The organism is Rhizobium grahamii CCGE 502 (assembly GCF_000298315.2).
Taxonomy (GTDB): Bacteria; Pseudomonadota; Alphaproteobacteria; order Rhizobiales; family Rhizobiaceae; genus Rhizobium; species Rhizobium grahamii.
In genome coordinates, this window is sequence record NZ_AEYE02000009.1 from 1 (window position 1) to 17,998 (window position 17,998).

General features: G+C 58.7%; 14 protein-coding genes and 1 tRNA gene. 13 read left to right on the forward strand and 2 right to left on the reverse strand.

Going from position 1 to position 17,998, the window contains the following annotated elements:
- The first annotated feature begins 154 nt into the window (after positions 1-154).
- From RGCCGE502_RS07360 to rpoC, 10 genes are all read left to right on the forward strand, one after another.
- Positions 155-1,048 carry an NAD-dependent epimerase/dehydratase family protein gene (locus RGCCGE502_RS07360; protein ID WP_016553539.1) on the forward strand — a complete coding sequence of 298 codons (894 nt, stop codon included), beginning with the start codon at positions 155-157 and terminating at the stop codon, positions 1,046-1,048.
- Positions 1,049-1,188: 140 nt separating this feature from the next.
- Positions 1,189-1,264: transfer RNA gene (locus tag RGCCGE502_RS07365), tRNA-Trp, on the forward strand.
- 188 nt (positions 1,265-1,452) lie between these two features.
- Complete coding sequence (gene secE / locus RGCCGE502_RS07370; RefSeq protein WP_007531587.1) at positions 1,453-1,653, forward strand: preprotein translocase subunit SecE; 201 nt, start codon at positions 1,453-1,455, stop codon at positions 1,651-1,653.
- Between the two features lie 17 nt (positions 1,654-1,670).
- On the forward strand, positions 1,671-2,201 hold the full coding sequence (gene nusG, locus RGCCGE502_RS07375; RefSeq protein ID WP_016553540.1) for a transcription termination/antitermination protein NusG: 531 nt from the start codon (positions 1,671-1,673) through the stop codon (positions 2,199-2,201).
- A 169-nt stretch (positions 2,202-2,370) separates the two neighbouring features.
- Positions 2,371-2,802, forward strand: a complete 432-nt coding sequence (rplK, locus tag RGCCGE502_RS07380) for a 50S ribosomal protein L11 (protein WP_016553541.1) — start codon at positions 2,371-2,373, stop codon at positions 2,800-2,802.
- Between the two features lie 4 nt (positions 2,803-2,806).
- Positions 2,807-3,505, forward strand: coding sequence for a 50S ribosomal protein L1 (rplA, locus tag RGCCGE502_RS07385; protein WP_016553542.1), 699 nt, complete (start codon positions 2,807-2,809; stop codon positions 3,503-3,505).
- A 329-nt stretch (positions 3,506-3,834) separates the two neighbouring features.
- Positions 3,835-4,353, forward strand: coding sequence for a 50S ribosomal protein L10 (gene rplJ, locus RGCCGE502_RS07390; RefSeq protein ID WP_016553543.1), 519 nt, complete (start codon positions 3,835-3,837; stop codon positions 4,351-4,353).
- 58 nt (positions 4,354-4,411) lie between these two features.
- On the forward strand, positions 4,412-4,792 hold the full coding sequence (rplL, locus tag RGCCGE502_RS07395) for a 50S ribosomal protein L7/L12 (RefSeq protein WP_007792000.1): 381 nt from the start codon (positions 4,412-4,414) through the stop codon (positions 4,790-4,792).
- 256 nt (positions 4,793-5,048) lie between these two features.
- Positions 5,049-9,188: a DNA-directed RNA polymerase subunit beta gene (gene rpoB / locus RGCCGE502_RS07400; RefSeq protein ID WP_016553544.1), complete on the forward strand. Its 4,140-nt coding sequence runs from the start codon at positions 5,049-5,051 to the stop codon at positions 9,186-9,188.
- A 185-nt stretch (positions 9,189-9,373) separates the two neighbouring features.
- On the forward strand, positions 9,374-13,585 hold the full coding sequence (gene rpoC, locus RGCCGE502_RS07405; RefSeq protein ID WP_016553545.1) for a DNA-directed RNA polymerase subunit beta': 4,212 nt from the start codon (positions 9,374-9,376) through the stop codon (positions 13,583-13,585).
- 84 nt (positions 13,586-13,669) lie between these two features.
- Here rpoC and RGCCGE502_RS07410 read toward each other — a convergent pair whose 3' ends face one another.
- Both RGCCGE502_RS07410 and RGCCGE502_RS07415 read right to left on the reverse strand, forming a co-directional pair.
- Positions 13,670-14,098, reverse strand: a complete 429-nt coding sequence (locus RGCCGE502_RS07410) for an NUDIX hydrolase (protein WP_016553546.1) — start codon at positions 14,096-14,098, stop codon at positions 13,670-13,672.
- A gap of 7 nt (positions 14,099-14,105) precedes the next feature.
- Complete coding sequence (locus tag RGCCGE502_RS07415; RefSeq protein WP_007792012.1) at positions 14,106-14,399, reverse strand: hypothetical protein; 294 nt, start codon at positions 14,397-14,399, stop codon at positions 14,106-14,108.
- Between the two features lie 485 nt (positions 14,400-14,884).
- Between RGCCGE502_RS07415 and rpsL the strand changes: the two genes are divergently transcribed.
- The 3 genes from rpsL (at position 14,885) to fusA (ending at position 17,933) form a co-directional block, all read left to right on the forward strand.
- The gene (rpsL, locus tag RGCCGE502_RS07420; RefSeq protein ID WP_003547537.1) at positions 14,885-15,256 is read left to right on the forward strand and encodes a 30S ribosomal protein S12; all 372 of its coding nucleotides are present in this window, start codon (positions 14,885-14,887) and stop codon (positions 15,254-15,256) included.
- A gap of 77 nt (positions 15,257-15,333) precedes the next feature.
- On the forward strand, positions 15,334-15,804 hold the full coding sequence (gene rpsG, locus RGCCGE502_RS07425) for a 30S ribosomal protein S7 (RefSeq protein WP_016553547.1): 471 nt from the start codon (positions 15,334-15,336) through the stop codon (positions 15,802-15,804).
- Between the two features lie 29 nt (positions 15,805-15,833).
- Positions 15,834-17,933, forward strand: coding sequence for an elongation factor G (gene fusA, locus RGCCGE502_RS07430; RefSeq protein ID WP_016553548.1), 2,100 nt, complete (start codon positions 15,834-15,836; stop codon positions 17,931-17,933).
- Positions 17,934-17,998 lie beyond the last annotated feature (65 nt).

Below are 17,998 nucleotides of genomic sequence, written 5' to 3' on the forward strand. Positions count from 1 at the left end.
GATCATCCGGATTTAAGAAGCCCCGCTGGAAACAGCGGGGCTTTTCTTTGTTCACCCTGGCATCACCGTCCGGTGACAATCGGATGGAGGCGGTGGCCTTGCGCTTGGGTGCAAAGGCTTTATCTATCCCTCCGATTTCATACTGGAGGACATGATGAAAAAGCGCATTATCTTCACAGGCGGTTCGGGCAAGGCGGGGCGCCATGCCGTGCCGTGGCTGGTCAATGCGGGTTATGAGGTTCACAACGTCGACCTGGTACCCCTTGATAGCCCTGGAGTGACCAATCTCATCGCCGACATCACCGACAGCGGTCAGATCTTCAATGCGCTTTCAATGCATCGGGACTTTCCCGATCTCGATGCGGGCAGGGGCGTGCAGCCCTTCGATGCCGTCGTGCATTTCGCGGCGATCCCGCGCATCCTCATAAAGCCCGACAACGAGACTTTCCGCATCAACACGATGGGCACCTACAACGTCATCGAGGCGGCCGTGAAGCTCGGGATCCGTAAGATCATCGTTGCCTCCAGCGAGACGACTTATGGCGTCTGCTTCGCCGAGGGTCATCGCGACTTCCATCAGTTTCCGTTGGAGGAGGACTACGACGTCAACCCGATGGATTCTTACGGCCTTTCCAAGGTGGTGAACGAAAAGACGGCTCGGGCCTTTGCCGAGCGCTCGGGTTTCGACATCTATGCGCTGCGCATAGGCAATGTTATCGAGCCGCACGAGTACGAACGGTTTCCCACCTACTTCGCCAATCCGGAAATGCGCAAGCGAATCGCCTGGAGCTATATTGATGCCCGCGATCTGGGGCAGATTTGCCATCTCTGCATCGAGAAGGATGGGCTCGGCTATCAGGTGTTCAACGCGGCGAACGACACCGTCTCGGCCAACACGCCGTCGAAGGAGCTCGCAAAGCGATTCTATCCTAATGTGCCGTTCACGCGCGAGATCGGCCAGTATGAAGGCTTGCTCTCCAACCGAAAGATCCGCGAAGTACTGGGCTTCAAGGAAGAGCACGACTGGCGCAAATACGTTAAGGTCTGATCGTAGGCACTTCCTGCGACGCAGGATTGGAAAAATCGAAAAACGCACTTGCCAATCCTGCGCTCCCGCCTTAAAGGGAGCGCCATGCTTGCAGTTGCGCTTCGCGGTCGGTCGGCCAAGAAGCTGAATGTAAAGCGTAAAGGGGTATAGCTCAGCTGGTAGAGCGGCGGTCTCCAAAACCGCAGGTCGTGGGTTCGAGCCCCTCTGCCCCTGCCATCTTTCTTGAACGGGTAGCGCGACATCTCGCAGCCGCTCGAACGGAAAGGCGACGTATGGCTAAGTTCGTTAAACTTCGGTTTTCCTCTTGTGTAATTGGGAATCGATGTTTATGTAGGGTTCAACAGACACGCGGTGCGTGGGGCTGATATGTTCAGCTTTACGCGCCGTAATTGCGTGGGCAGTCGATGGCATCCAAATCCAATCCGTTTACGTTTCTACAGCAAGTTCGCTCCGAGACGTCGAAAGTTACCTGGCCGTCGCGCCGCGAGACGATGATCTCGACGGTCATGGTGCTTGTAATGGTGATCTTTGCCGCGCTGTTCTTTTTTGCCGCTGACCAGCTGATTGGCTGGCTGTTGAGCTTCGTGCTTAACGTCGGCAATTGATCGGGTGGAGTAGTAACATGGCGGCACGTTGGTACATCGTCCACGCGTATTCGAATTTTGAGAAGAAGGTCGCGGAAGACATCGAGAATAAGGCTCGCCAGAAGGGCCTCGAGCATTTGTTCGAAAGGATTCTCGTCCCGACTGAGAAGGTGGTTGAAGTGCGTCGCGGTCGCAAGGTCGATTCCGAGCGCAAGTTCTTCCCGGGTTACGTTCTTGTTCGCGCCAATCTCACGGATGAAGCCTACCACCTGATCAAGAACACGCCGAAGGTCACCGGTTTCCTCGGCTCGGACAACAAGCCTGTTCCGATTCCGGACCATGAAGCCGAGCGTATTCTCGGTCAGGTTCAGGAAGGCGTCGAGCGGCCGAAGGCATCCGTTACCTTCGAAATTGGCGAGCAGGTTCGCGTTTCCGACGGCCCGTTCGCTTCGTTCAACGGCACGGTGCAGGATGTGGACGAAGAACGTTCGCGCCTGAAGGTCGAAGTGTCTATCTTCGGCCGCGCTACGCCGGTCGAACTGGAATACGCTCAGGTCGAGAAGGTCTGAGCTCGGAAGTAAGTCACCACTGACTTGTTTCCTTGCGGTGCAAGCCGCAAACCGCGTGGAAGGTGAGGGGTCTTAGCCGGACCTGCGATCCGCACCACGCAACCGCAGCCGCCGGAGAAATCCGGCATCACTGGCCGGGCAACCGGTCACCAATGAAAGGCAGAGAGATATGGCTAAGAAAGTTGCAGGCCAGCTCAAGCTTCAGGTCAAGGCAGGATCGGCAAACCCGTCCCCGCCAATCGGCCCGGCGCTTGGTCAGCGTGGCATTAACATCATGGAATTCTGCAAGGCGTTCAACGCCGCTACGCAGGAAATGGAAAAGGGTATGCCGATCCCGGTCGTCATCACCTATTACCAGGACAAGTCCTTCACCTTCGCCATGAAGCAGCCGCCGGTAAGCTACTGGCTGAAGAAGGAAGCGAAGATCCAGTCCGGTTCGAAGACGCCTGGCAAGGGCGCCGTCGCCGGCAAGCTCACCAAGGCTCAGATCAAGACGATCGCAGAAGCCAAGATGAAGGATCTGAACGCAGCGGATATCGAAGGTGCAATGGCGATGATCGAGGGCTCTGCCCGCGCCATGGGCCTGGAAGTGGTAGGATAAGACCATGGCTGGCAAGCGCACCAAGAAGATCAACGAAGGTGTTGATCCCACAAAGCTCTACGCTCTGAACCTTGCTATCGGCATGGTCAAGGAACGTGCTGTCGCAAAGTTCGATGAAACCATCGAAGTCGCCATGAACCTCGGCGTTGACCCGCGTCACGCAGACCAGATGGTCCGCGGCGTAGTCAACCTGCCGAACGGCACCGGCCGCGACGTTCGCGTTGCTGTCTTTGCTCGCGGCGTCAAGGCTGACGAAGCCAAGGCTGCTGGCGCAGATGTCGTCGGCGCTGAAGAGCTGGTCGAAATCGTTCAGGGCGGCAAGATCGATTTCGATCGCTGCATCGCGACCCCGGACATGATGCCGCTCGTCGGCCGCCTCGGTAAGGTTCTCGGCCCGCGTGGCATGATGCCGAACCCGAAGGTTGGTACGGTTACGATGGACGTTGCTGGTGCCGTTAAGGCATCCAAGGGCGGTGCTGTCGAGTTCCGCGTCGAAAAGGCTGGTATCGTCCACGCTGGCATCGGCAAGGCATCGTTCGATGCCAAGGCTCTGGAAGAAAACATCCGCGCCTTCGCTGACGCCGTCATCAAGGCAAAGCCGACTGGCGCCAAGGGTAACTACGTCAAGCGCGTAGCGATCTCGTCGACCATGGGCCCGGGCGTCAAGATCGACCCGTCGTCCGTTACGGCTCCGGCCGCTTAATAAATTCGCCGGGCTTCGGCCCGGCTCAAGAATTCCGGCCTCGCAAGAGGCCGGAATATTCCGGAGAAATCCGGAATCCTGTCCGAGATTGCAGGTGGTTTTCCCTTAATCACTTGGCCTGCATGAGACGGGTAAGACCCGAATTGCATGAAGTTTTGCTTCTAGGAATTTGGTTCGAGCCTTGGATGCCTTGTGCCTTCGGCCTTTCTTTGGCGCGAAGCGCGAGGGGACAGGATCCTCAAGCGTCGCTTGGGATCGCTTCTGATCCCAGGAGGCAAAAGGCAACCCGGTAGGGCCCGTGAAAAGGTCCTGCCAACTGGAGATAGGCAGTGGAAAGAGCGGAAAAACGCGAATTCGTCACGGAACTGAACGAAGTCTTCAAGGCTTCGGGTTCGGTTGTCGTGGCCCACTATGCTGGTGCTACAGTCGCGCAGATGAACGACTTCCGTTCCAAGATGCGCGCAGCTGGCGGTACCGTCAAAGTCGCGAAGAACCGCCTGGCCAAAATCGCCCTTCAGGGTACGGAAGCGGAAGGGATCTCTGGTCTCTTCACCGGTCAGACGCTCATTGCATACAGCAATGACCCGATCACCGCTCCGAAAGTCGTCGTGGATTTCGCCAAGACCAACGATAAGATCGTTGTTTTGGGGGGCGCCATGGGAACAACGACGCTCAACGCTGATGCAGTCAAGTCGCTTGCGACCCTGCCTTCGTTGGACGAACTGCGCGCGAAGCTGCTGGGCATGATCCAGACGCCAGCTACCCGCATCGCAGGCGTTGTTGCAGCACCGGCAAGCCAGCTTGCTCGCGTGTTTTCGGCTTACGCCAAGAAGGACGAAGCCGCATAAGGCGGTTTTTTGCTGTTTATAAACAACCGGTTCGAACCGAACAAAAGGAACTGATAACATGGCTGATCTCGCAAAGATCGTAGACGACCTCTCCTCGCTGACCGTTCTGGAAGCAGCAGAGCTTTCTAAGCTTCTCGAAGAAAAGTGGGGCGTTTCCGCCGCTGCTCCGGTAGCTGTTGCTGCCGCTGCTGGTGGTGCTGGCGCTGCTGCTGCCGTTGAAGAAGAAAAGACCGAGTTCGACGTTATCCTGGCTGACGCCGGCGCTAACAAGATCAACGTCATCAAGGAAGTCCGCGCCATCACCGGTCTCGGCCTGAAGGAAGCTAAGGACCTCGTTGAGGCCGCTCCGAAGGCTGTCAAGGAAGGCGTTTCCAAGGCTGAAGCCGCTGACATCAAGAAGAAGCTTGAAGACGCCGGCGCTAAGGCCGACGTGAAGTAATCTTCGACTGCATTTGGGAGGTGGGGTTTCCCGCCTCCCATTTGCCGTTTTGTTGAACGAATTACCCAAAAGCCGCGTGAAAACGGCTTTTGGGTAATGGGTTCTTCAAGAGGATGGTCTCGAACCGAGACGCGAAGGCAATCCGGCCTCGTATTTCGGGAAGTGAGACGAGATTGAACTACTCATGATTGACGGGGTCGACTGGCCATCGGTTCCCGTCCGTTGCAGGCCCGGATGCAATTTTGAAGGAGCGACGATGGCTCAGACCCTTTCGTTCAATGGTCGTAGGCGCGTACGCAAGTTTTTCGGTAAGATTCCAGAAGTCGCAGAAATGCCGAACCTCATCGAGGTTCAGAAGGCATCGTATGATCAATTCCTGATGGTTGAAGAGCCCAAGGGCGGTCGCCCTGACGAGGGCCTTCAAGCTGTCTTTAAGTCCGTTTTCCCGATCACGGATTTCTCCGGCGCTTCCATGCTGGAATTCGTGTCCTACGAGTTCGAACCGCCGAAGTTCGACGTCGATGAATGCCGCCAGCGCGACCTGACCTATGCCGCGCCGCTGAAGGTTACGCTTCGTCTGATCGTGTTCGATATCGACGAGGATACGGGCGCGAAGTCGATCAAGGACATCAAGGAACAGTCCGTCTACATGGGCGACATGCCGCTCATGACCAACAACGGTACGTTCATCGTCAACGGTACCGAGCGCGTTATCGTGTCTCAGATGCACCGTTCGCCGGGCGTCTTCTTCGATCACGACAAGGGCAAGAGCCACTCGTCCGGCAAGCTGCTATTTGCCGCTCGCGTCATCCCGTATCGCGGTTCCTGGCTCGACATCGAGTTCGACGCCAAGGACATCGTCTATGCCCGTATCGACCGTCGCCGCAAGATCCCGGTGACCTCGCTGCTGATGGCGCTCGGCATGGATGGCGAAGAAATTCTGTCGACCTTCTACACGAAGTCCGACTATCAGCGCGATGGCAAGGGCTGGCGCATTCCGTTCCGCCCAGAGACCCTCAAGGGTGCCAAGGCGATCACCGAAATGGTTGACGCCGACACTGGCGAAGTCGTTGTCGAAGCGGGCAAGAAGCTGACTCCGCGTCTGCTCCGCCAGCTCGCTGACAAGGGCCTCAAGGCCCTGAAGGCAACCGACGAAGACCTGTACGGCAACTACCTCGCCGAAGACATCGTCAACTACTCGACGGGTGAAATCTACCTCGAGGCAGGCGACGAGATCGACGAGAAGACGCTGCCTGTTATCCTGCAGAACGGTTTCGACGAAATCCCGGTTCTCGGCATCGACCACATCAATGTCGGCGCCTACATCCGCAACACGCTGAACGCCGACAAGAACGAGAACCGTCAGGACGCTCTGTTCGACATCTATCGTGTTATGCGTCCGGGTGAACCGCCGACGATGGACTCGGCCGAAGCCATGTTCAACTCGCTGTTCTTCGATGCGGAGCGTTACGATCTCTCCGCCGTTGGCCGCGTGAAGATGAACATGCGTCTCGACCTCAGCGTCGAAGACACTGTCCGCATCCTGCGCAAGGACGACATCTTGGCCGTGGTCAAGATGCTGGTCGAACTGCGCGATGGCAAGGGCGAGATCGACGACATCGACAACCTCGGCAACCGCCGCGTTCGCTCCGTCGGCGAATTGATGGAAAACCAGTACCGTCTCGGCCTGCTCCGCATGGAGCGCGCGATCAAGGAGCGTATGTCCTCGATCGAAATCGACACGGTTATGCCGCAGGACCTGATCAACGCAAAGCCGGCAGCAGCTGCCGTCCGTGAATTCTTCGGCTCGTCGCAGCTGTCGCAGTTCATGGACCAGGTGAACCCGCTTTCCGAAATCACCCACAAGCGCCGTCTCTCGGCTCTTGGGCCGGGCGGTCTTACCCGCGAGCGCGCAGGCTTCGAAGTCCGCGACGTTCACCCGACCCACTATGGCCGTATTTGCCCGATCGAAACGCCGGAAGGCCCGAACATCGGTCTTATCAACTCGTTGGCCACCTTCGCACGCGTCAACAAGTACGGCTTCATCGAAAGCCCATACCGCCGCATCGTCGATGGCAAGGTGACGAACGACGTTCTTTACCTCTCCGCGATGGAGGAAGCGAAGTACTACGTCGCACAGGCGAACGCCGAGCTCGGCGCCGACGGCTCCTTCACCGACGAATTCGTCGTTTGCCGTCATGCCGGCGAAGTTATGCTCGCTCCACGCGATAGCATGAACCTGATGGACGTCTCGCCGAAGCAGGTCGTTTCGGTCGCGGCGGCTCTCATCCCGTTCCTGGAAAACGACGACGCCAACCGCGCTCTCATGGGCTCGAACATGCAGCGTCAGGCCGTTCCGCTACTGCGTGCTGAAGCTCCGTTCGTCGGCACCGGCATGGAGCCGGTCGTCGCTCGCGACTCCGGTGCTGCTATCGGCGCCCGCCGCGGCGGCGTGGTCGACCAGGTCGACGCGACGCGTATCGTTATCCGTGCGACGGAAGACCTCGAAGCTGGCAAGTCCGGCGTCGATATCTACCGCCTGCAGAAGTTCCAGCGTTCGAACCAGAACACCTGCGTCAACCAGCGTCCGCTGGTCACCGTCGGTGACGTTGTCAACCGCGGCGACATCCTCGCCGACGGCCCGTCGACGGATCTGGGCGATCTCGCACTCGGCCGCAACGCGCTCGTCGCGTTCATGCCGTGGAACGGTTACAACTACGAAGACTCGATCCTGCTCTCCGAGCGTATCGTTGCTGACGACGTGTTCACCTCCATTCACATCGAAGAGTTCGAAGTGATGGCCCGTGACACCAAGCTTGGTCCGGAAGAAATCACGCGCGACATTCCGAACGTTTCGGAAGAAGCGCTGAAGAACCTCGACGAAGCCGGTATCGTCTACATCGGCGCCGAAGTTCAGCCGGGCGATATCCTCGTCGGCAAGATCACGCCGAAGGGCGAAAGCCCGATGACGCCGGAAGAAAAGCTTCTGCGCGCCATCTTCGGTGAAAAGGCTTCCGACGTTCGCGACACGTCCATGCGGATGCCGCCCGGCACCTACGGTACGATCGTCGAAGTGCGTGTCTTCAATCGCCACGGCGTTGAGAAGGACGAGCGCGCGATGGCCATCGAGCGCGAAGAGATCGAGCGTCTTGCAAAGGACCGCGACGACGAGCAGGCGATCCTCGACCGTAACGTCTACGGCCGTCTGGTCGACATGCTACGGGGCCAGGTCGCTATTGCCGGCCCGAAGGGCTTCAAGAAGGGCACGGAACTGGCGAACAACGTCGTTTCCGAATATCCCCGCTCGCAGTGGTGGATGTTTGCCGTCGAAGACGAAAAGGTCCAGGGCGAACTCGAAGCGCTCCGCGGCCAGTACGACGAATCCAAGTCGCGCCTTGAACAGCGCTTCATGGACAAGGTCGAGAAGGTCCAGCGCGGCGACGAAATGCCTCCGGGCGTCATGAAGATGGTCAAGGTCTTCGTTGCTGTGAAGCGCAAGATCCAGCCAGGCGACAAGATGGCCGGCCGTCACGGCAACAAGGGTGTCGTGTCGCGCATCGTTCCGGTCGAAGATATGCCGTTCCTGGAAGATGGTACGCATGTTGACGTCGTTCTGAACCCGCTCGGCGTGCCTTCGCGCATGAACGTCGGTCAGATCCTCGAGACGCATCTCGGCTGGGCTTGCGCCGGCATGGGCCGCCAGATCGGCGACATGCTGGAAGCCTATAGGGCGAGCGGCAACATCGAGCCTCTGCGCAAGACGATCGGCGACGTTGTCGGCGACGGTCCGAAGGCCGAACAGGTCAAGGACTTCGACGACGACTCGGTTCTTCGTCTGGCTGACCAGTGGAAGCGCGGCGTTTCGATTGCAACGCCGGTCTTCGACGGTGCGCATGAAGGTGACGTCAACGCGATGCTGGCTCTGGCTGGTCTCAAGGAGAGCGGCCAGTCGACCCTGTACGATGGCCGTACCGGTGAGCAGTTCGACCGCCAGGTCACGGTTGGCTACATCTACATGCTGAAGCTGAACCACTTGGTCGACGACAAGATCCACGCCCGTTCGATCGGTCCCTACTCGCTCGTTACCCAGCAGCCGCTGGGCGGCAAGGCGCAGTTCGGCGGTCAGCGCTTCGGCGAAATGGAAGTCTGGGCTCTGGAAGCATATGGTGCGGCCTACACGCTGCAGGAAATGCTTACGGTCAAGTCGGACGACGTCGCCGGCCGTACCAAGGTCTACGAAGCCATCGTCCGTGGCGACGATACGTTCGAAGCCGGTATTCCGGAAAGCTTCAACGTTCTCGTCAAGGAAATGCGCTCGCTGGGTCTCTCCGTCGAACTCGAGAATTCGAAGGTCGAGGAGCAGCAGGCCAGCCAGTTGCCGGACGCTGCCGAGTAACCACTGATAGGGTGTGCGCTGTCATGCAGCGCACACCGTTCCCGCTCTGGCCCCGTTAGTGTCGGCCGGGCAGGGACGATTTCGCCGCATTCTGCGGTTATTGTCGTTTTGAGCGTTGGCGCGGCTCCCGGGATTTGCCGCCGTCCATGCAAGATAAGGGCGCATCGCCCATGAAGGAGACAGGCATGAACCAAGAGGTCATGAATCTTTTCAATCCGCAGGTGCCTGCACAGAACTTCGATTCCATCCGGATTTCGATTGCTTCTCCGGAGAAGATTCTTTCCTGGTCTTACGGTGAGATCAAGAAGCCGGAAACCATCAACTACCGCACGTTCAAGCCGGAACGCGACGGTCTCTTCTGCGCGCGCATCTTCGGACCGATCAAGGACTACGAGTGCCTGTGCGGCAAGTACAAGCGCATGAAGTACAAGGGCATCATCTGCGAAAAGTGCGGCGTCGAAGTTACGCTGTCGCGCGTTCGCCGTGAGCGCATGGGCCATATCGAGCTCGCGGCTCCCGTTGCCCACATCTGGTTCCTGAAGTCGCTGCCGAGCCGTATTTCGACGCTGCTCGACATGACGCTGAAGGATGTAGAGCGCGTTCTCTACTTCGAAAACTACATCGTCACCGAGCCGGGCCTCACCGCCCTCAAGGAGCATCAGCTCCTCTCGGAAGAAGAGTACATGCTCGCCGTCGACGAATACGGCGAAGACCAGTTCACGGCCATGATCGGTGCTGAAGCGATCTACGAGATGCTGGCCTCGATGAACCTCGAAAAGATCGCTGGCGATCTGCGCTCCGAGCTTGCCGACACCACGTCGGATCTCAAGCAGAAGAAGCTGATGAAGCGCCTGAAGATCGTCGAGAACTTCATGGAGTCCGGCAACCGTCCGGAATGGATGATCATGAAGGTCGTTCCGGTCATCCCGCCGGACCTGCGTCCGCTGGTTCCGCTCGATGGCGGCCGTTTCGCGACGTCCGACCTGAACGACCTGTACCGCCGCGTCATCAACCGCAACAACCGTCTGAAGCGCCTGATCGAACTGCGCGCTCCGGGCATCATCATCCGCAACGAAAAGCGCATGCTGCAGGAATCTGTGGACGCGCTGTTCGACAACGGCCGCCGTGGCCGCGTCATCACCGGCGCCAACAAGCGTCCGCTGAAGTCGCTGTCCGACATGCTCAAGGGCAAGCAGGGCCGCTTCCGTCAGAACCTGCTCGGCAAGCGCGTCGACTATTCCGGCCGTTCGGTCATCGTGACCGGTCCGGAACTGAAGCTGCACCAGTGCGGCCTGCCGAAGAAGATGGCGCTCGAACTGTTCAAGCCGTTCATCTACGCCCGCCTCGACGCCAAGGGTTACTCCTCGACCGTCAAGCAGGCCAAGAAGCTGGTTGAAAAGGAAAAGCCGGAAGTTTGGGATATCCTCGACGAGGTCATTCGCGAGCATCCGGTTCTCCTGAACCGCGCACCGACGCTGCACCGCCTGGGCATCCAGGCCTTCGAACCGATCCTGGTCGAAGGCAAGGCGATCCAGTTGCACCCGCTCGTCTGCACGGCGTTCAATGCCGACTTCGACGGTGACCAGATGGCCGTTCACGTGCCGCTGTCGCTCGAAGCCCAGCTTGAAGCCCGCGTTCTGATGATGTCGACGAACAACATCCTGCACCCTGCAAACGGTGCACCGATCATCGTTCCGTCGCAGGACATGGTTCTCGGCCTGTACTACCTCGCGATTATGAATCAGAACGAGCCGGGCGAAGGCATGGCCTTCTCCGACCTCGGCGAACTGCATCATGCGCTAGAAACCAAAACCGTTACGCTGCACACCAAGATCCGCGGTCGCTTCAAGTCGATCGACGAGGACGGCAAGCCGTACTCTAAGATTTACGAAACGACTCCGGGCCGCCTGCTCATCGGCGAGCTCCTGCCGAAGAACGGCAAGGTGACTTTCGACGTCTGCAACCAGGAAATGACCAAGAAGAACATCTCCAAGATGATCGACACGGTCTACCGCCATTGCGGCCAGAAGGACACGGTCATTTTCTGCGACCGCATCATGCAGCTCGGCTTCAGCCATGCCTGCCGCGCCGGCATTTCGTTCGGCAAGGACGACATGGTTATTCCGGAAACCAAGGCAAAGATCGTTGGCGACACCGAAAACCTGGTCAAGGAATACGAGCAGCAGTACAACGACGGCCTGATCACTCAGGGCGAGAAGTACAACAAGGTCGTTGACGCCTGGGGCAAGGCAACCGAAAAGGTCGCTGAAGACATGATGGCCCGCATTAAGGCTGTCGAGTTCGATCCGAACACCGGTCGTCAAAAGCCGATGAACGCCATCTACATGATGTCGCACTCGGGTGCCCGTGGTTCTCCGAACCAGATGCGTCAGCTGGGCGGCATGCGCGGCCTCATGGCCAAGCCGTCGGGTGAAATCATCGAAACGCCGATCACGTCGAACTTCAAGGAAGGTCTGACCGTCAACGAGTACTTCAACTCGACGCACGGTGCCCGTAAGGGTCTCGCAGACACCGCGCTGAAGACGGCTAACTCCGGTTACCTGACCCGTCGTCTCGTCGACGTCGCGCAGGATTGCATTGTCAACCTCGTGGATTGCGGTACCGACAAGGGCCTCACCATGACCGCCATCGTCGATGCCGGTCAGGTCGTTGCTTCGCTCGGCGCTCGTATCCTCGGCCGTACGGCTCTGGATGATATCGATCATCCGGTTACCGGCGAGCGTCTTGTCGACGCCGGCAAGATGATCCTCGAGCCCGATGTCATCGAGATCGAAAAGGCTGGCATCCAGTCGATCCGCATCCGTTCGGCTCTGACCTGCGAAGTGCAGACCGGTGTTTGCTCGGTTTGCTACGGTCGCGACCTTGCCCGCGGTACCCCTGTCAACATGGGTGAAGCGGTCGGCGTCATCGCGGCTCAGTCGATCGGCGAGCCGGGCACGCAGCTCACCATGCGTACGTTCCACCTTGGTGGCACGGCAAACGTGGTCGACCAGTCGTTCCTGGAAGCCTCGTACGAAGGTACGATCCAGCTCAAGAACCGCAACGTTCTGCGCAACTCGGAGAACGTGCTGGTCGCGATGGGCCGCAACATGACCGTCCAGATCCTGGACGAGCGTGGTGTCGAGCGCTCCTCGCAGCGTGTTGCCTACGGTTCGAAGCTGCATGTCGACGAAGGCGACAAGGTCAAGCGCGGTCAGCGTCTGGCAGAGTGGGACCCATACACCCGTCCGATGATGACGGAAGTAGCTGGTACCGTTCAGTTCGAAGACGTTGTCGACGGTCTCTCGGTTCTCGAAGCGACCGACGAATCCACGGGCATCACCAAGCGTCAGGTCATCGACTGGCGTTCGACCCCGCGCGGTTCGGACCTCAAGCCGGCGATCGTCATCCTTGATGCCAGCGGCAACGTCGTTAAGCTGCCACGCGGTGCAGATGCACGCTTCCAGCTGTCGGTCGATGCGATCCTGTCGGTCGAGCCTGGCCAGAAGGTGTCCCAGGGTGACGTGCTTGCGCGTTCGCCGCTGGAAAGCGCCAAGACCAAGGACATCACCGGTGGTCTGCCGCGTGTTGCCGAACTGTTCGAAGCTCGTCGTCCGAAGGACCACGCCATCATCGCTGAGATCGATGGTACGATCCGCCTCGGCCGCGACTACAAGAACAAGCGTCGCATTATCATCGAGCCGGCGGAAGACGGTGTCGAGCCTGTCGAATACCTGATCCCGAAGGGCAAGCCCTTCCACCTTCAGGAAGGCGACTACATCGAAAAGGGTGATTACATCCTCGACGGAAACCCGGCTCCGCACGACATCCTGGCGATCAAGGGCGTCGAAGCACTCGCTTCGTACCTGGTCAACGAAATCCAGGAAGTCTATCGCTTGCAGGGCGTTGTCATCAACGACAAGCACATCGAAGTGATTGTTCGTCAGATGCTGCAGAAGGTGGAAATCACCGATGCAGGCGACTCGACCTATATCGTCGGCGACAACGTCGACCGTATCGAGCTCGAAGATGTCAACGATGCGCTGATCGAACAGGGCAAGAAGCCTGCTTACGGCGATCCGGTTCTGCTCGGTATCACCAAGGCGTCGCTGCAGACACCGTCGTTCATCTCGGCTGCGTCGTTCCAGGAGACCACCAAGGTTCTCACGGAAGCTGCGATCGCCGGCAAGACCGACGGCTTGCAGGGTCTGAAGGAAAACGTCATCGTCGGGCGCCTGATCCCGGCCGGTACTGGTGGCACGATGACCCAGATCCGCCGCATTGCCACGTCGCGCGACGAGATGATCCTCGAAGAGCGCCGCAAGGGCACGGGTGCGGATGTCGCAACCCCGATGCTGCAGGATCTCGCAGGCGAGAGCGCACCTGCTGCCGAATAATCGGCAGTCTGGTTCTCAGAATTAAGAAGCCGCCCGGAGCGATCCGGGCGGCTTCTTTGCTTGAGCAACGTAGTTGGGGGAAGTTTAGGTAAGCAGGCGCAAGCCATGCTCCATACCGTAGCCGAGCCGCATGCTGGCTTCTTCATAGCCGAGCCAGAAGAACCGAAACAGGATCGGCTCGCCACCGCTGAATGGTGTCATTTCTCGATGCATCCACGTGGCGGGCTGTTCGCCTTCGAGGGCTACGTGGAAGTAGTGCCGCCGATGCCGGATCTCGGCTCCATGTTTCAGAAAGCGATAATCGTGAATGGTGAGCGGGAGGAGGAGCGTTTTGGGCGGGATCCCGGTCTCTTCCGAGAACTCCCGAAGGGCTGCGGCGCCGATGTCCTCGCCGGCTTCAACCGTGCCGCCCGGAACCTGAAGCGCGATTTCGGGAAAGTCAGGCTCATCGAAAACCAGCAGCCGGTCGCGCCAGGTGGCATAGATCAGCACCTTGAGCGCATCCGGCTTCATCGGGGTCTCAGCTGAAACGGATGATCGCGACTTCGCCGTCGACCGCGCCCTGATAGGCGGAAGCGTGCGGCTCCTCTTCCGGCACTTCGGTCAGCATGCCGATCTGGTCCAGGTCGGCCTCGATGAAGCCTTCCTCGGCGAGGGCATTCAGGGCCTCACGCACGGCGCTGTCGTCATCGGCGGCCTTGAGCATGATGTGGAGGTCGACGCCGTCGCTGTCATCGGACTGATAGCCCTTGCCGATGATGATGAAGACCATCGGTCCTTCGGAATTGTTGTCGTTGTCGGGGGCGGTAATCATCGGATGTCCTTCGATTCGAGATTTGAATCTGATTTCATGCGCTTAGCGGCTGCAGTCAGTGATTCCATAGCTGCTTTTTGATCCAATGCTCAAGTTTATCTTGGCGACCGGTGGCGAATTTGCTTAGAAGCCGCAAAAGAGCGCGCAATGGCCGGGTTTCAAGGCGTTCCGCCGAAGTTTATTTCTTAACGGCCTTGACGAGACGACGGGAAACCAGTAGTACCCGCGCCATCCGGACCCATGTGAGGCATGGCCATTCGAGGCGACGCGCCGCGGAGATCACCTCAAACAAGGTTCGAAACGCACGTTGAAGATATGATGCCTGCACGCATGACGCATGTCTTTTGCGTCCTCTGCTCTCAGTGGTCCATCTGCGAAAGCGGATCGGGCCACGTTTTGCGCATTGAGACAAGCGTGTGGTCTTGCCGGAGACGGCGCGAGTTACGCCCGTAAGGGATTGAGATATAAACGTAAGGGATGGTTGAATGCCTACCGTAAACCAGCTTATCCGCAAGCCACGTCAGGCGAACGTAAAGCGTAATAAGGTTCCTGCCCTGCAGGAAAACCCACAGAAGCGCGGCGTTTGCACCCGCGTTTACACGACGACCCCGAAGAAGCCGAACTCGGCTCTCCGTAAGGTCGCAAAGATCCGTCTGACCAACGGCTTCGAAGTCATTGGTTACATCCCCGGCGAAGGTCACAACCTTCAGGAACACTCTGTCGTCATGATCCGTGGCGGCCGCGTTAAGGACCTTCCGGGTGTCCGTTACCACATCATCCGCGGCGTTCTCGATACCCAGGGTGTCAAGAACCGCAAGCAGCGCCGTTCGAAGTACGGTGCGAAGCGTCCGAAGTAATTCGGCTTTGAAATCCCGGCGCTGCGCGAGGTCCTCCGCGTGGTAGAGCGCCTTTAACAATTGAAGAGACGAGAAGTATGTCTAGACGTCACAGAGCAGAAAAGCGCGAGATCAACCCGGACCCGAAGTTCGGCGATCTGGTTGTTACCAAGTTCATGAATGCAATCATGCTTGACGGCAAGAAGTCCGTCGCTGAAAGCATTGTCTACGGCGCATTTGATTCCGTACAGGGCAAGTCCAAGCAGGAGCCGCTCGGCGTGTTCCATCAGGCTCTGGACAACATTGCTCCGCACGTTGAAGTCCGTTCGCGTCGTGTTGGTGGTGCAACCTATCAGGTTCCGGTTGACGTTCGTCCGGAGCGCCGTCAGGCCCTGGCCATCCGCTGGCTGATTGCTGCCGCGCGCAAGCGCAACGAAACGACCATGGTCGACCGACTGTCGGGCGAGCTTCTCGATGCATCCAACAACCGTGGTTCCGCGGTCAAGAAGCGCGAAGACACGCACAAGATGGCTGACGCCAACCGTGCGTTCTCGCATTATCGCTGGTAATCCCGAACGGGTTCGAAAGGCAGTCCACAATGGCTCGCGAATATAAAATCGAAGACTACCGAAATTTCGGTATCATGGCGCATATCGACGCCGGCAAGACCACGACCACCGAGCGTATCCTTTATTACACCGGCAAGTCGCACAAGATCGGTGAAGTCCACGATGGCGCAGCCACGATGGACTGGATGGAGCAGGAGCAGGAGCGTGGCATCACGATCACCTCCGCTGCCACCACGACCTTCTGGAAGGGCCGTGACGGCAAGATGCGCCGCTTCAACATCATCGACACCCCCGGCCACGTCGACTTCACCATCGAAGTCGAACGCTCGCTGCGCGTTCTCGACGGTGCTGTCGCTCTTCTCGATGCCAACGCCGGCGTAGAGCCGCAGACGGAAACCGTCTGGCGTCAGGCTGAGAAGTACAACGTGCCGCGCATGATCTTCTGCAACAAGATGGACAAGACCGGTGCTGACTTCTACCGCTCGGTAGAGATGATCAAGACCCGTCTCGGCGCCACCGCAGTCGTCATGCAGCTCCCGATCGGCGCAGAGTCCGAGTTCAAGGGCGTTGTCGACCTGATCGAGATGAACGCTCTCATCTGGCGCGACGAATCGCTCGGCGCTCAGTGGGACGTCGTCGAAATCCCTGACGACCTGAAGGAAAAGGCTGAAGAGTATCGCGAAAAGCTGATCGAGACCGTTGTCGAGATCGACGAAGCCGCGATGGAAGCCTACCTCGAAGGCACCATGCCCGACAACGACCAGATCCGCGCGCTCGTTCGTCGCGGCACGATCGACGTCAAGTTCCATCCGATGTTCTGTGGCACCGCCTTCAAGAACAAGGGTGTTCAGCCGCTGCTCGACGCAGTTGTTGACTACCTGCCGTCGCCGATGGACATCCCTGCGATCAAGGGCATCGACTTCAAGACGGAAGCTGAAATCGAGCGTCACGCTGACGACAACGAGCCGCTTTCCATGCTCGCGTTCAAGATCATGAACGACCCCTTCGTCGGTTCGCTGACCTTCGCCCGTATCTACTCCGGCAAGCTCGAAAAGGGCGCGTCGGTCATGAACACGGTCAAGGACAAGCGCGAGCGCGTCGGCCGCATGCTGCAGATGCACTCGAACTCGCGTGAAGACATCGAAGAAGCCTTCGCAGGCGACATCGTTGCTCTGGCCGGTCTCAAGGAAACCACCACTGGCGATACGCTCTGCGATCCGCTGAAGCCGGTTATCCTCGAGCGCATGGAATTCCCCGAGCCGGTCATCCAGATCGCGATCGAGCCGAAGACCAAGGGCGACCAGGAAAAGATGGGCCTCGCGCTCAACCGTCTGGCTGCTGAAGATCCGTCCTTCCGCGTGAAGACTGACCAGGAATCCGGTCAGACGATCATCGCCGGCATGGGCGAACTTCACCTCGACATTCTCGTCGACCGTATGCGTCGCGAATTCAAGGTTGAAGCAACCGTCGGTGCTCCGCAGGTTGCCTACCGCGAAACGATCACGCGTCAGCACGAAGAAGACTACACGCACAAGAAGCAGTCCGGTGGTACCGGTCAGTTCGCGCGCGTCAAGATCATCTTCGAACCGAACCCGGATGGCGAAGACTTCAAGTTCGAATCCAAGATCGTCGGCGGTGCTGTTCCGAAGGAATATATCCCGGGCGTTCAGAAGGGTATCGAAAGCGTTCTGTCTTCCGGTCCGCTGGCTGGCTTCCCGATGCTCGGCGTCAAGGCGACGCTCGTTGACGGTGCATTCCACGACGTTGACTCGTCAGTTCTGGCGTTCGAAATCGCTTCGCGTGCCTGCTTCCGTGAAGCAGCCAAGAAGGCCGGCGCTCAGCTCCTCGAGCCGATGATGAAGGTCGAAGTTGTCACTCCGGAAGACTACGTCGGCGACGTTATCGGCGACCTGAACTCCCGTCGTGGCCAGATCCAGGGTCAGGAGCAGCGCGGCATTGCAATCGTCATCGCCGCCAACGTTCCGCTGGCGAACATGTTCAAGTACGTCGACAACCTGCGCTCCATGTCGCAGGGCCGTGCTCAGTACACGATGACCTTCGATCACTACGCGCCGGTCCCGTCGAACGTCGCAACGGAAATCCAGGCAAAGTATTCCGGTCAGAAGTGACCGGAATACCAATTGACCGATAACAAGAATTAAGTCCCTCGCGGACTAGCAAGAATGGAGAGCCG